General features: G+C 67.3%; 13 protein-coding genes. 5 read left to right on the forward strand and 8 right to left on the reverse strand.

The window, feature by feature from the left end:
• The first annotated feature begins 3 nt into the window (after positions 1-3).
• Complete coding sequence (locus tag CAL28_RS04420) at positions 4-774, forward strand: transporter substrate-binding domain-containing protein (protein WP_094840162.1); 771 nt, start codon at positions 4-6, stop codon at positions 772-774.
• Here the strand turns inward: CAL28_RS04420 and CAL28_RS04425 are convergent.
• A complete protein-coding gene (locus CAL28_RS04425; RefSeq protein ID WP_094840163.1) occupies positions 759-1,718 on the reverse strand; it encodes a LysR substrate-binding domain-containing protein in 960 nt (319 codons plus the stop codon). The genes CAL28_RS04420 and CAL28_RS04425 overlap by 16 nt on opposite strands.
• A gap of 105 nt (positions 1,719-1,823) precedes the next feature.
• Between CAL28_RS04425 and CAL28_RS04430 the strand changes: the two genes are divergently transcribed.
• Both CAL28_RS04430 and CAL28_RS04435 read left to right on the forward strand, forming a co-directional pair.
• Positions 1,824-3,161, forward strand: a complete 1,338-nt coding sequence (locus CAL28_RS04430) for an MFS transporter (RefSeq protein ID WP_094840624.1) — start codon at positions 1,824-1,826, stop codon at positions 3,159-3,161.
• Positions 3,162-3,310: 149 nt separating this feature from the next.
• Entirely contained in the window at positions 3,311-4,294 is a 984-nt protein-coding gene (locus CAL28_RS04435; protein ID WP_094840625.1) for a helix-turn-helix domain-containing GNAT family N-acetyltransferase, read from the forward strand.
• Here the strand turns inward: CAL28_RS04435 and CAL28_RS04440 are convergent, their stop codons facing one another.
• From CAL28_RS04440 to CAL28_RS04470, 7 genes are all read right to left on the reverse strand, one after another.
• Entirely contained in the window at positions 4,295-4,954 is a 660-nt protein-coding gene (locus CAL28_RS04440) for a glutathione S-transferase family protein (RefSeq protein WP_094840164.1), read from the reverse strand.
• A gap of 178 nt (positions 4,955-5,132) precedes the next feature.
• Positions 5,133-6,302 (reverse strand): mechanosensitive ion channel family protein, encoded by a 1,170-nt coding sequence (locus CAL28_RS04445; protein WP_094840165.1) that lies wholly within the window; start codon positions 6,300-6,302, stop codon positions 5,133-5,135.
• Positions 6,303-6,413: 111 nt separating this feature from the next.
• Positions 6,414-8,177 carry a gamma-glutamyltransferase family protein gene (locus CAL28_RS04450; protein ID WP_094840166.1) on the reverse strand — a complete coding sequence of 588 codons (1,764 nt, stop codon included), beginning with the start codon at positions 8,175-8,177 and terminating at the stop codon, positions 6,414-6,416.
• Between the two features lie 25 nt (positions 8,178-8,202).
• Complete coding sequence (locus CAL28_RS04455) at positions 8,203-9,219, reverse strand: Bug family tripartite tricarboxylate transporter substrate binding protein (protein WP_176463870.1); 1,017 nt, start codon at positions 9,217-9,219, stop codon at positions 8,203-8,205.
• Positions 9,220-9,275: 56 nt separating this feature from the next.
• Positions 9,276-10,346, reverse strand: coding sequence for a tripartite tricarboxylate transporter substrate binding protein (locus tag CAL28_RS04460; RefSeq protein ID WP_254925980.1), 1,071 nt, complete (start codon positions 10,344-10,346; stop codon positions 9,276-9,278).
• Positions 10,347-10,368: 22 nt separating this feature from the next.
• Positions 10,369-11,391, reverse strand: coding sequence for a dipeptidase (locus CAL28_RS04465; RefSeq protein WP_094840168.1), 1,023 nt, complete (start codon positions 11,389-11,391; stop codon positions 10,369-10,371).
• 147 nt (positions 11,392-11,538) lie between these two features.
• Complete coding sequence (locus CAL28_RS04470) at positions 11,539-12,879, reverse strand: NAD(P)/FAD-dependent oxidoreductase (RefSeq protein ID WP_254925981.1); 1,341 nt, start codon at positions 12,877-12,879, stop codon at positions 11,539-11,541.
• Positions 12,880-13,062: 183 nt separating this feature from the next.
• Between CAL28_RS04470 and CAL28_RS04475 the strand changes: the two genes are divergently transcribed.
• On the forward strand, positions 13,063-13,827 hold the full coding sequence (locus CAL28_RS04475; RefSeq protein WP_094840169.1) for an IclR family transcriptional regulator: 765 nt from the start codon (positions 13,063-13,065) through the stop codon (positions 13,825-13,827).
• Between the two features lie 169 nt (positions 13,828-13,996).
• Complete coding sequence (locus CAL28_RS04480; RefSeq protein ID WP_094840628.1) at positions 13,997-14,197, forward strand: addiction module antidote protein; 201 nt, start codon at positions 13,997-13,999, stop codon at positions 14,195-14,197.
• Positions 14,198-14,210 lie beyond the last annotated feature (13 nt).

Raw genomic sequence — 14,210 nt, forward strand, 5'->3', positions numbered from 1 at the left:
GCGATGACGACGGCGGCAACGACAGGCACGGCAGCGGCCGCGGACGGCGCGCGGGCGCTGGCCGCGCGGGGGCGGCTGCGCGCGGCCATCAATAGCGCCAATCCCGTGCTTTTCAAGGCCGATGCGGCGACGGGCGAACCAGGCGGCGTCGCCGTCGACCTGGCGACGGAGCTGGCGCGCCGGCTGGGCGTGGGCATCGACTTGCTGGTCCTGCCGTCGGCCAAGGTATGCGTGGCAGCGGTGGGGGAGGGGGAGGCGGACTTCGGCTTCTTCGCCATCGATCCGGCGCGCGGCGATACGCTGCATTTCACGCCGCCCTATGTGCTGATGGAAGGGGTGTACGTCGTGCGCGCCGACTCTGCCATCGTCAGCAATGCGCAAGTGGATCAGCCGGGGCGCCGCGTGGCGGTGGGCGCCGGCAGCGCGTATGCCCTGCATCTCGCGCGTGAGCTCCGGCATGCGCGGGTGGTGGATGCTCCCGGGTCCGGCAAGGCCGTGGACGTGTTTCTGCGCGACGGCCTGGACGCCGCCGCGGGCGTGCGCCAGCAGATGCGCGCGGATGCGGAACGCCACGGCGGCCTGCGCATGCTGGACGGGCGCTTCATGGCCATTTACCAAGCCATGGCCACGGCGAGGAATCGCGGCGCCGCGGTGGCCGCCTGCCTGGATGCCTACGTCGAGGACGTCAAGCGCGCGGGTTTCGTGGCGGATGCCCTGGAGCGCCATGGCGTGCAGGGCGCCGCGGTCGCGCCGGCCGGCTATCCGCGCGATTGAAGCTCGATCTCGCGGTCCATGTGCTCGCGGATGAGTTCGGCCAGGCGGTCGGCCAGCGGCTGCGTCTCGCCCGGCCGCCGAAGCAATAGCAGCGGTAACGTGGGCAGCGAGGGCAGGCCCGAGGCCTTCGCGTCCAACGGCCGTACCGATGCGGGCAATCCATAGGCGGTGCGCACATTGACGCCCAGGCCGGCCGCCGTCGCGGCCCAAAGGCCGTTCAGGCTGGGGCTGGTGAACACCAGGCGCCAGGGGATGCGCGCGCGGTCCAGCGCCGCGGTGGCGGCCTGCGTGAACATGCAGGGCCGGTCGAAGGCGATCAGCGGCAGCGGCTCGCCCGCTTCCGGCCGCCAGGGCATTACCGACGAACCGATCCAGCACATGCGCGGCCGCGCAAGGCGCTGGCGCATGGCTTCGATACGCCGACTTTCCGGTGCGCCGTCACGCGTTTCGTCGATGTGCATTCGTGTGGGTGCGCCGCAGGCTTCGGTGGCGCTATTCCACAGCAAGGCGAGATCCAGCTGCCCGGCATCGAAGCGTTCCTGCAGTTCCGTATTGCGCGCCACGCGGGCTTCGATGCGCACTTTCGGATGCGCGCGGGCGAAGCGCCCCAGCAGGGCGGGCAGCAATGTTTCGCCGAAGTCCTCCTGCAGGCCCAGGCGTATCCAGCCTTCCATGTCCAGGCCGCGCGTGGCCACCGCCGCTTCGTCGTTCAGGCCCACGAGCCGTCGCGCATAGTCCAGCATGACCTCGCCGGCATCGGTCAGCGCCAGCCCGCGGCCGGATTTACGGAAAAGCGGCGCGCCGGCCTGTTCTTCCAGCTTGCGGATCTGCGCGCTGATGGCGGACGTCGAGCGTCCGACGCGATCGGCGGCCTTGGCGAAGCTGCCCAGGTCCATGCCGATGACCAGGGTGCGCAGCGCGGCGATGTCGAGGTTCACTTGCATCCTGAACGTCCGGTTTTATCGAAGTAATAGGGAAATATTATGTGATATTCAGAACTATTGAAACCGTCCACACTGTCGCCATCGAATCTGTTCCAGGGTGACACCATGGCTACTGTGGCGGCAGGCGGGCGCGGTCCCGCCTTGGCGGAGGGGCAGGCGGCCGGGGCGGCCGTGGCGCCTCGCCCGGCAATCCAGGGGCGACTGTACGGGCCGGAACATCGCTGGAAGGTATTGGCTGCCGGCGTTGTCGCCAACGTCAGTTTCTCGGCGGCGGCGGCCGGTATCCCGACGACAGCCGTGTGGATGCGATCCGGCTATGGACTGGACGATGCCGCGCTGGGCGTGGCGCTGGGCGCCATCGGCCTGGGGGTGGCCATGACGGAATTGCCCTGGGGCGTGGCGACGGACCGCTGGGGCGACCGCCCCGTGCTGCTGGCGGGCCTGACCGCGACCACGCTGGCGCTGGTCGCGATGGCGGCGTTCATGGTGCCGTCCTCCGGCTTCGTCCCGTCGCTCCATTGGCTGCTGGCGCTGATGTGCGTGGTGGGCCTGGCGGGGGGCAGCGTGAACGGCTCCAGCGGACGCGCGATCATGCGCTGGTTCAAGGAAGGCGAACGCGGCCTCGCCATGAGCATCCGGCAGACCGCCGTGCCGCTGGGCGGCGGCCTGGGCGCCCTGGTGTTGCCGTGGCTGGCCTCGAGCGCCGGGTTTGGCGCGGTCTATGGCCTGTTGGCGGCGATGTGCGCGGGGTCGGCGCTGCTGGCGTGGCGCTGGCTGCGCGATCCCCCGGAGCCGGAAGACAAGCGTCCGGCCGTTGGCGTTGCCCGTGCCGCGCAATCCGACGCCGGTCCGGCCACGCGTATGCCGCCCAAGGCAAGCCCGCTGCGCGACCCGACGATCCGGCGTCTCGTCCTGGCCATCGGTGTGCTGTGCGCGCCGCAGTTCGCGGTGCTCAGTTTCGCGACGGTCTATCTGCACGACTTCGGCGGCGTGGGGATCGCCGGGACGACCTTCGCCATGGTCGTTGTACAGCTGGGCGCCATGATCCTGAGGGTCTGGAGCGGCCGCCATACGGACCTGCGGGGCAACCGGCGCGCCTATGTGCGGACGGTCGTGCTGATCGCCGCGGCGGCCTTCGCGGCGCTGGCCCTGGCGACCGCCGCCGACGCTCCGGCCCTGCTGCTGGTGGCGGCCGTCATCGCGGCGGGTGTGACCGTGTCCGCGTGGCATGGCGTGGCCTACACCGAACTCGCGACGCTGGCGGGTCCCGCGCGCGCCGGGACGGCCCTGGGGATGTGCAATACGCTGGTCTACCTGAGCCTGTTCCTGGCGCCCGCCGCCATCCCGCACGTCCTGGCGGCAACATCATGGAGCGCGGTGTGGCTGCTGGCGGGACTGCTTGCGGCCGCGACCTGGCCCGTGTTCCCGGCGCCCAGGCGGTAGGAACGGAACCGCCGCTGCGCGTGAACCGGGAAAGTCGCAGGGCAAGTCCCCTTACCTGGGAACAGGTACGCGTACAGGGCGATTCCTCTGGTATATTGGTTGCGAAACGCAACTTTTTGCGGCCATCGATGCCGCGCCGGGGGGACATCATGGACGTGACGGACTGCGTGGGATTGTCGCGTGAGCAGACCATTCAGCAATTGCGCGAACTCTCGCGCAGGCTGGTACGGGAATTGGGCTTCATGCGACCGTATCTGGCCGACAGCGGCTTGGCGCCCTCGGCGGTGCACGCCATCATCGAAGTCGGGCTTGCGCCCGGCATCCAGGCGCGCGATCTTGCTGCCACGCTGCGGCTCGACAAATCGAACGCCAGCCGGCAGGTGGCCAAGCTGGAAGGCATGGGCCTGTTGCGGCGCGAGAGCGACGATGCCGACGCGCGCGCCTCCCGGCTGTATCTGACCCAACAGGGCCAGGCCCTGCGCGCGCGCATCGATCGTTTCGCGACCGACCAGGTCTCCAAGGCCTTGCGTCAACTGGTGCCGGCCGACCAGCAGGCCTTGCTGCGGCTGCTGGGCCTGTACGGCGACGCCTTGTCTCGCGACAACCCGAACCTGGTCCCGACCTCGGCCCCGACCCGGGGCCCGAATATCGTCGAGGGCTACCTGCCCGGCTGCATCGGCGACATCGCGGCCCTGCACGCGCGCTATTACGCCGCGGAGGTCGGCTTCGGCGTGTTCTTCGAACGCAAGGTGGCGACGGAGCTGGCGGCTTTCGCCGAATCGTTGCCGGCGCCGGGCAAAGGATTGTGGCTGTATGCGGAGGCGGGGCGCGTGCTGGGATCCGTGGTGATCGATGGCGATACGGAGACGCGCCAGGCGCATTTGCGCTGGTTCATCGTCGACGGCGGCTTGCAAGGCATGGGGGTGGGACGCGCGCTGCTGAGCCGCGCCCTGGCGTTCGCCGACCAGTGGTACGACGAGACCTATCTGTGGACCTTCCGCGGCCTGGACGCCGCGCGTCACCTGTACGAATCCGCGGGCTTCGCGTTGGCGGAAGAAGCCGCCGGCTCGCAATGGGGCGAGCCGGTCACCGAGCAAAGGTTCGTCCGGCGCCGGCCATCGTACGGTATGTGATCAGTCCCGGTCCGGCGCCCCCAACGGAAACAGCCCGCGGAAAGGCCGCGCTTCGTCGACGGCCCGCGCGAAGGACGGGTATTGCAGCAGGCGGCGGCGGTAGGCCCGCACGTTGGCGTACCGCTCGGGGATGGGCTGCGTCCAGTCGGCGTAGAACAGGAAGGGCGCGGCGCCGCAGTCCGCCAGGCTGAAACGGTCGCCCGCCGCCCATTCGCGGTCCGTCATCTTCTTGTCCAGCCAGGCGTAGGAAGTGTCCAGCATCGTGCGCGCCTGCTCGACGCCATAAGGGTCCCGCGCGCCTTCCGGGCGGATCTGGTTGAACACGATCTGCATCTGCGGCGTGGCCACGTAGTTGTCGAAGAAGCGATCCATGAATCGCGTTTCCAGCGCGGCCTTGGGATCCTGCGGAATCATGCGGACCGGGCCGGGGTGGTACAGGCCCAGGTATTCGATGATGCAGGTGGCCTCGATCACGGTACGGTCGCCGTCGCGCAGCACCGGAAACTTCTTCATCGGCCACAGTTCGGCCAGCCGCTTGCCGGTGGGACTGTCCGGCCCTTCGAGGGGGTGTGGCTCGAACGCGATGCCGTTGTCGTAAAGCGCGATCAGGGCTTTCTGGCAATAGGACGAGAACGGGTGGAAGTAGAGCTGCAATGCCATGGAAGCGGTCTCCGGGTGTGCACGGCAAGCGGGATCGCGGCGCCGTCCTGCCACGACGCGCGAACGTGGCGGAAATCGACACGCGAATCGACGCGAAGTGCGTGGAGGCCGCGACCGCCATCGGCACGCGCCCGCCGGCGATCCCGCGGCGGGCGGAATCGCCGGGCGCGCCGCCCGGTCAGCTTTCGCGGCCGCCTTGTCCCGACAGGGCCATGGGCATCGCGCCGCCGTCCGCCTCCGGCCGTCGTCCGCGTTCCTCGCGCCGGCCGGGCTGGGGCAGCGATTCGACATGCAGCATGCGCACGGGGTGGGCGAAGCGCACGCCGATTTCCGCGAACGCCTCCATCATTCCCAGGTTGATGGCCTGCTGGATATCCATATAAGGGTTGTAGCCCGGGTCCAGCACGATATAGACCGTCTCGAAATCCAGCGAACTTTCGCCGAAGCCCTTGAAATGCGAACGGTCGAAGCGGGTCTTGTCCTGGGCGCGGATGATCCGTTCGACGATCTGCGGCACCTGGCGCACCTGCTCCACCGTGCACGCGTAGTCCAGGCCGAACTGGAACACCACCCGGCGCTCGCGCAAGCGCTTGTAGTTCTGGATCGTGGCGGTCAGCATGCTGGCGTTGGACATGACGATCTGTTCGCCGCCCAGGCTGCGTATGCGGGTGGTTTTCAGGCCTACATGCTCCACCGTGCCGGCCAGCGTGCCGACCACGATGAAGTCATTCACTTCGAACGGCTTATCGATCGCGATCGACATCGACGCGAAAAGATCGCCCAGGATGTTCTGCACCGCCAGCGCGACGGCGATGCCGCCCACGCCCAGGCTGGCGACGAAGGCGGTGATGTTGACCCCCAGGTTCGACAGCATGGCCAACAGCACGACCGCCCACAGCAATACCTTGGCGCCCCATAGGGAAAGCGCGGCCAGGGCCGTAAGCTGCCCGCTATCCGATGCCGCATGGCGGCGGAAATAATGATGCATGCCGAGCATCATGGCGCGATGCGCCCACAGCGCGATCTGCAGGATGGCGACGACGAACCACAGGCCATCGATGCGCTGCGCCCAGCGCGCCGGCAGGTCCAGTAGGCCGGCACCGACCAGCAGGGATGCCAGGGCGACCAGCGTATTGCTGGTGCCGGCGATGACTTCGCCGGCAGTCGCGCTGAAGTGCGCGCTGGCGGTGTGAGAGCGGGCCTGCAACCTGCGTCGGAGAAAGCCGATGGCGATCCGCGCCACGGCGAAAGTGACGCACGCGGCGGCGACCGCGATCAGCCAGTTCAATAAGGGAATTCCCAGAAAACGTGTATCGGTGAAAAAAGTGCCGATGACGTTATCGGACATGCGCATCCTCCTTCGGATTGGGGTGTAGACCCCTCCTAGGGTAGCAGCGCCTATTCCTGAAGGATTCGGTTACGGCACTTGGGCGCCGAGTGTCCTGAATCCGCCAGGACTTTACCAGCCCGCCGCGTAGGCCGGGCGGCGCGGATCGGCGCCGCCCCAGCGGATGCCGGTGTCCAGGTCATGCCGCACCGCGCACATCGCGCCCGCGCGCCAGTTGCGGTCGTGCCACCATTTGACGGAATGACCCATGGCGGCCAGCGCGTCGCCGACTTCCCTGGGGATCAGGTCTTCGATCATCAGGCGCCCCGGCACGGCGGTATGCGGTTCGAAGGAAGAGGGGAAACTGAAGCTGGCGAAGCGGGGCGCCTCGATGGCCTGTTGCAGCTCCATGCCGAAAACTTCGATGTTGAGGAAGGTCTGCAGCATCGCCTGGCATTGCACGTCGCCGCCGGGCGTGCCGAAGGGCATGACGTAGCCGTCCGGGCGGATCGCCAGGGAAGGGTTGGGCGTCAGGCGGGGGCGGCGGCCCGGCCCGACGGCGCAGGGATGGCCGGCCTGCGCCCAGGACTGGCTGCCGCGCCCGGAGGCGATCAGGCCGGTGCCCGGTATTACCGGCGAGTTGTAGGAACCGTCGCTGGGCGTCGCGGAGAACGCATTGCCGTGCTTGTCGACAACGGCGACATAAGAGGTATCCAGGCGCGGATCGGTGCGCGCGGTATCGCCGGGACCGGCTTCGCGCAGCTCGATATCGCGCGCGGTCGGCAGCTGTCCCGCCGGCGGCATGTCCGGCCCGGCGCGGTCCGGGTCGATCATGGCCAGGCGCTGGCGCGCGTACGCCTTGGACAGCAGCGCCTGCTGCGGCACGTCCGCATGGCGCGGATCGGCGTAATGCGCCTCGCGGTCGGAGAAGGCCAGCTTGATCGTTTCCGTCAGCAGGTGCACATAGGGCGCGGTATTGTGGCCCAGGGCTTTCAGGTCGCGCGGTTCCAGGATGTTCAGCATCTGCAGCAGCGATGGCCCCTGGCACCAGAAACCGCAGCTGTGCACGCGCGTGCCATGGAAATCGGTGGCCAGGGCGGGATCCACCTCTACCGCGAAATCGCGCAGGTCTTCATGCGTGACCAGGCCGCCTTCTTCCTTGTGGTACTTGACGATGGCGGCGGCGATATCGCCTTCGTAGAAGGCGCGCCGCGCCGCGGCCAATCCCGCCAGCCGGCCCTGTCCGCGGTGGGCGTGCTCCTCGTCCGCCAGGTATTGCAGGCTGCGCGCCAGGTCCGTCTGGCGGAAAATCGCGCCGGCCGGCGGCGGTTTGCCGCCGGGAAGATAGACGGCCGCGCTGGAAGGCCAGCGCGCGTAATTCGCGGCATTGTCGGCCAGCACTTCCGCCATCAGCGAATACATCACGAAGCCGTCATGCGCCAGCCGGATCGCGCCGGCCGCGACCTCGCCGAAGCTCATGGTGCCGAAGCGTTCCAGCGCGGTAATCCACGCATCCGGCGCGGCCGGAATGACGGTGCGCAGGACGCCGGCGGGGATGGTCCCTTTGTGCTTGTGCAGGAAGTCGTCCAGGCGCGTGGCGCGGGGCCAGTAGCCCAGCCCGGAAATGCTCCAGACCTTGCCGCTGTCGGCGTGGTAGATCAGGATGGGCGCGACGCCGCCGAAGTTGACGATGTCGCTCTGCACTACGCCCAGCGCGATGCCGGCCGCGACACCGGCGTCCACGGCATTGCCCCCCGCCCGCAGGACATCCATGCCGGCCTGCGTGGCCAGGTAGTGCCCGGCGGAGATCATGTGGTTCAGGCCGGTCAGCGTCGGCCGCATCGTCAATGGCGCGCTGCCGGCGGTCAGGTCGGGGGCGCTGGTGGGGGTCGCCATGCTGGACTCCTTGCGTATGCGTTGTTTACTGCGGGCGGATGCCGAGCTTGTCCGTGACCGCTTTCCACTTGGTGTATTCGGCCTGGATGAAATCCTTGAATTGCGCCGGCGAGCTGCCCTGGATGATGACGTCGCGCGCCTCCATGGCGTGGCGTACGTCCTCGCCGGCCAGCGCCTGCTTCGTGGCCTGGTACAACGCATCGACGATGGCCGGGGGCGTTCCCTTCGGCAGCAGCAGCCCATACCAGGAACCGCCCACCATGTCGGGGTAGCCGCCCTCGACGGCGGTCGGGATGTCCGGCGCGCGATCCAGCCGCTTTTTGCTGAAGATCGCCAGGGCCTTCAGCTTGCCCGCATGGATCAGCGGCAGCGTCGTGCCCGGGGTATCCAGGGTGTATTGCACCTGCCCGGCGATCAGGTCGTTGATCAGCGCGGAGCTGCCCTTGTACGGGACATGGACGGTCTTGATATCGGCGTCCTGGTTCAGCAGTTCGGCGAAGAAGTAGTTGGCCGTGCTGATGCCGGGGGACGCGTAGTTCACCTGGCCGGGATGGGCACGCGCGTAGTCGACCAGTTCCGGCAGCGTGTTGGGCGGAAAGGCGGGATTGGCGACCAGGATGAAAGGCCCGCCGCCGATCAGCGTGACGGGGATCAGGTCTTTCAGCGGGTCGTAGGTCAGTCCCTTGACGGTCAGCGGCGCGCCGGTCAGGGGCGAGCCCGTGGCGAAGAACACCGTGTAGCCGTCGGGTTCCGAACGTACCACTTGCTGCGCGGCGATGGTGCTGCTGGCGCCCGCGCGGTTCTCGATGATCACCGATTGATGCAGGACCTTGGTCAGCTGCTGCGCCAGCACGCGCGCCACCGTGTCGGTGCCGCCGCCGGGCGGGTAGCCCACCACCAGGCGTATGGGGCGGTCGGGCCAGTCGGCCGCGCGCGCGGACGGCATGGACGCCATGGCCAGCACGGCCAGCAGGCCGCCGGCAAGCAGGACCGACAGGCGGCGCCTGATGGCGCTCCAAGGAGACGGGACGTAGGCAATCATCGAACAACCCCCAGCTGCATCGTGATGGCACGGCATGGGCCGCGGCGGGTTTCCAGCTATTTGTTCTGGGCCAGGCCCAGCTTGCGGACGATGTCCGCTTCCAGCCGGTACTGGCGCGCGGCATAGGCGGCGTAGTCCTTGCCGTCCATATAGACCAGTTCCTGGCCGTACTGCGTCAGCACCTGCTTGAATTGCTCCGACTCGGCGACCTGCTTGAATACGGTCTGCAGCTTCGTCACCACCTGCGGCGGCATGCCCTTGGGACCCGCGATGCCGAAGGGCGCGTTGGCTGGCGGCGTGCCGTCCAGTTCCTGCAGCGTCGGGACCTCCGGGTATTGGGCGCTGCGATGTTCGCCCCAGGTTACCAGCATGCGCATTTTGCCCGCCTGAACGAGCGGCTGGACCGTGGTGGACCCGGCATAGGCGGTGACCTGGCCGCCGATGACCGCGGTCAGCACATCGGATTCGCCCTTGTATGGAATGTGCCGCCACGTGACGCCGTTGCGCGTGGCGATGTCTTCCATCATCACGTTGGAGGCGCTGCCCACGCTGGCGGTGCCGTAGGTCACCTCGTTGGGATGCGCCTTGGCGTAGCCGATGAAATCCGCCCAGGTCTTGAACGGCGAGCCGGACGGCACCGCCACGCCCAGCGTATAGCCGCTAAGCATCATGATGTAGGTGAAGTCGTGGACCGGGTCGTAGCCCATGTCCTGGATATGCGGCATGCGGTACACCGGGCTGGGCAGGATGGCCAGCATGTAGCCGTCCGGCTTGGCGGTCTTGATGGCGCGCGCGCCCAGCGTCGCGCCGGCGCCGCCGCGGTTCTCGATGACGATGGACTGGCCCAGCCTGGGCGCGGCCAGTTCGGCGAATTTGCGGATGACGATGTCGGTCGAACCGCCGGCCTGGTAGGGGACGACGATGTGGATGGGGTAGGCCGGGTAGTCGTCGGCCGCGCGCGCGGCGGGCGAGGCGGACAGCATGGATAGTGCGGAAAGCACGGCCAGTGCGGACGACGCGATGCGCCGGTACCACGTAAGCCGCCCGGGGGCCTCGCAGGCGCGGCTGGGTAGACCGGCGCGGATGGCGTGGCCGGTGTGGACCGTCTGGCTGGACAGCGTTCTCATTTTTTCCCCTGGTTGTTTGTTTTCAGGCGGTCGCCCAGCTCTGCGCGAAAGCGCGTTGAAAGTTGCCGCCCAGCACGCCCATGATTTGCGTATCGGTCAGGCCTGCCTTGTGCAATGCATGAGTGAAGGCCGGGAATTGCGCCGGTGTCGGCGTTTCAACCGGATAGCGGGCTTCCATCACATCGCCGAAGGCACTGGAGAAATCGCCGCCGGAGGCCGCGTACTTCGTGCGCGACATCACCATGACGTGGCGCACCGCCTCGTAGGTGTCCACCGACGGAAAGTCCGTGCCGATGCCGACATGTTCGTAGCCCACCAGCTGGCCGATGTGCCGGACGTTGGCGACGAAGTCTTCCAGGGTCGGCTGCTGCTTCGGGTCGCCGCGCCAGTTCAGGTAGGCGTGGATGCTGCAGCCGATGACGCCGCCCGTTTCCGCGACGGCCTTGATGACCTCATCGGACTTGTTGCGGGGGCGCGGGATCACCGCATTGGCGTTGGCGTGCGTCAGCAAAACGGGCTTGCTGGAATAGCGCGCCGCGTCCAGGCAGGTTTGCGCCGCACAGTGGCTAAGGTCGACGGCGATGCCCACGCGGTTCATCTCTTTGACCATCTTCACGCCCAGGTCGCTCAGGCCGGCGTTGCGCTTTTCCAGGCAGCCGTCGCCCAGCAGATTGGCTTCGTTGTAGGTCAGCTGGATGACGCGGATGCCCAGTGTGTGGAACAGCGCGACGCGGTCGACCTGGTCGCCCAGCGGACGTCCGTTCTGCCATCCCATGATCAGGCCCAGCTTGCCGGCCTGCCTGGCGCGCGCGATGTCGTCGGCGCGTTCGACCAGCATCCATGGCGAATCCGGTGCCGCGCAGCGTTCGCGCCACGTCATGGCATCCCTCAAGGCCTGCTCGAAATCCGACCCCATGTCGGTCACGGTAAGGTTGATCGCGCTGACGCCGCCGGCCAGCATATCCCGCGCGCTGCCATCGCTGAAGAAAACCAGGCCGTCGATGATGGTGGATCGTCGATGCAGCTCGGTCGTCGTGGTGTCCATGTGGCGTTTTTCCTGTGTATGGATTTTTCGGTATGCGGTGCCGCGGCGGCGGTGCGTCGGGACAACTGCCTGGCGGCTATCGCGGCGGCGTCATCGGTACAAGCCGTGGCCGCCATCGTGGCGTCTTTGCCGGTACGGTTGCGTGGCTCATCGCGTCGTCCGTTCGGTATATCGGTTGAACCGGAACGGGTGCAGATCGACCTGGGGTGTTTGGCCCTGGATCAATTGCGCCATGGCCTCGCCCGCCGCCGGCCCGATGCCGAAGCCGTGTCCGGAAAACCCGGACGCCAGGTACAGCCCCGGCAGGCCGGGCACGGCGTCCATCACCGGCATGGCGTCGGGCGTCACATCGATATAGCCCGCCCAGGATTGCGCGACCTTCGCCTCCTTGAAAACCGGGAAGGCATCCGTCAATCGCTGCCATGCCTGCTCGACGCCAGCGCGCGACGGCAGCGGATCCAGGACGCGGTGCTTTTCGAAGGGCGAAACGCGGTCTGCGGCGAAATGCCGCGGCGTGGCGAGTTCTTCGAAGAACCGCTTGCCGAACCGCAGCCGCACGAAGGTGTTGTTGGCCAGCCAGGGGCGCAGGTAATGGCGCAGCAGGCGGAAGCTGTCCGGCACCAGGTCCGCCATGGACGAGCCGAACTGCGACACCGTATAGCCGCCGTCGGCGCGCTTGCGGCAGGTAAAGTCCTTGCCGTTGATCGCCGCCGTCAGCCCGGCGTCGAAGGGCAGGGTGCGCATCACCGATCCCCGCACCTTCAACTGCGGAAAGTCCGCGCCCAGGTTGCCGCAGAACAGCCGCGACCATGCGCCGGCGGCGACCAGCACCGCCTGCGCCGCGATGCGGCCGCGTTCCGTGATGACGGCCGATACCCGTCCGGCCGCGCGCTCGACGCCGCGCACCGCGCAGCGTTGCAGGATGACCGCGCCTGCTTCGCGCGCCAGGGACGCAATGCCTTGCACGGCGAACTGCGGCTCGGCCACGCCGTCCGTGGGGCTGTACATGGCGCCGGTCCAGCCGCGGCTGGAGTGAGGCAGCAGGTCCAGCGCCGCCCGGCGATCGAGCTGCCGCGCGTCTATCCCGTAGATTTTTGCCCGGTCCATCCAGGCCTGATGGGTGGCGGCGTCCGCCTCGGTCTCTTGCAGGTACATCATGCCGGTGCGGCGGAAGCCGACGTCCACGCGGCTCTGGATGTCGCTCCATAGCTGGTTGGCACGTATCGCCAGCGGGACTTCCGGCAGGTCGCGCGTCAGCGTACGCACCCAGCCCCAGTTGCGGGATGACTGCTCGCAGGCCAGCGTGGCTTTTTCCAGCACGGCCACGCGTACGCCGGCCTGCGCCAAGGCGTGGGCGGCACTGATGCCGATCACGCCGCCGCCGATGATGGCGACGTCGACGGAGGAGGGCAGAGGCTGCGATTCGGCTGAAGACATCGGCCCGGCAGGGGCGACGGCCGCGTCATGGGGGACGGCGGAGGACTGCATGGAACCTCGATTGGCCTGCATTATTGGTGTCCACGGTTTGGCGGGCTTAACCGTGGCGGTTGCGAAGTGTTATCGCTATGCGATAATTAATTCCGCATACCGATTTTTATACCCCGCCGCCATCGGCCCAACAACGTAAGGGTTTCCCTAATTCGATCCCGGGAGCCCGACCCGGAGACGCCCATGCCCGAAGCCTCTGCCCTGTTGATCCAGTCCCTGGAGAAAGGGCTGGCGGTACTCGAATCCTTCCGCGCCCACGCCTCGCTGAGCTTGCAGGAAATCGCCCGCGAAAACGGCATCAGCATGGGGTCGGCGCAGCGGGTGGCCTATACGCTGGAACAGACGGGCTACCTGTCCAAGGATCCGCGCAGCAAACGCTACAGCACCACGGTCAAGGCGGTCGGACTCGGCTATAGCTACCTCTATCGCCAGCCGCTGTTCCAGCATGCGCACGCGGTCCTCCACCAGCTGAACCAGGAATGCGGGGAAATCGTCAACCTCTCGGTGCCGGACGACCAGGACAACATGGTTTTCGTCATGCGCGTCGCGCCGGCCAGGCACATTCCGGTCTACATGCCGGCCGGCACGCGCATTCCCTGCATCGCTTCGGCATCGGGCCGCGCGCTGTGGGCGCACCTGCCGCCGGCGGAGCTGGACAGGAAGCTGCGTGCCATTGCCCGCATCAAGCACACCCCGCGCACCACGACCGACCCCGCCGCATTGCGGGACCTGATCGACGAGGCACGGCGGGATCACTACGCCTATGCGGATGAAGAGTTCTATCCCGGCGACCTCAACGTCGCCGCCACGGTGTCGGATGACAGCGGCGAGCCGGTGGCAGCGGTAAACATTTCCGTGCCGAAACCACTATGGTCGCTGGAGCGTGCCCGCGCGGAGCTTGGCCCGCTGGTGATACGCGCGGCGCGCGCGATAAGCAAGCACGTGTGAGTGGTTGTTGTGCGTTACAGGCTGGATGACGAAAGCGGACCATCCTAATAGCGGAACACGGGACCGCTCGGTCATACGTGTGACTCAAGGCACTGTTGAACTAGTCAACGGCAGATAATTTTTTCCGGCTGCGGGGATGAAAGGGAAATCAGGGATGGAGCGATCTTTCATGAACGAAAAGTTGACGGATTACGATCCCGCTGATTACCTCTCTTCCGACGAATCCATTGCCATATTCATGTCAGAAGCGTTGTCGACCAATGACGCCGGATATATTGCCCATGCACTCGGCGTAGTCGCACGTGCGAAGGGAATGACACAGGTCGCCCGCGAAACCGGCCTGTCGCGTGCCCACCTGAAGCGAAACTGATCATCCTCGCCGA

This window comes from Bordetella genomosp. 11, assembly GCF_002261215.1.
Taxonomy (GTDB): Bacteria; Pseudomonadota; Gammaproteobacteria; order Burkholderiales; family Burkholderiaceae_B; genus Bordetella_C.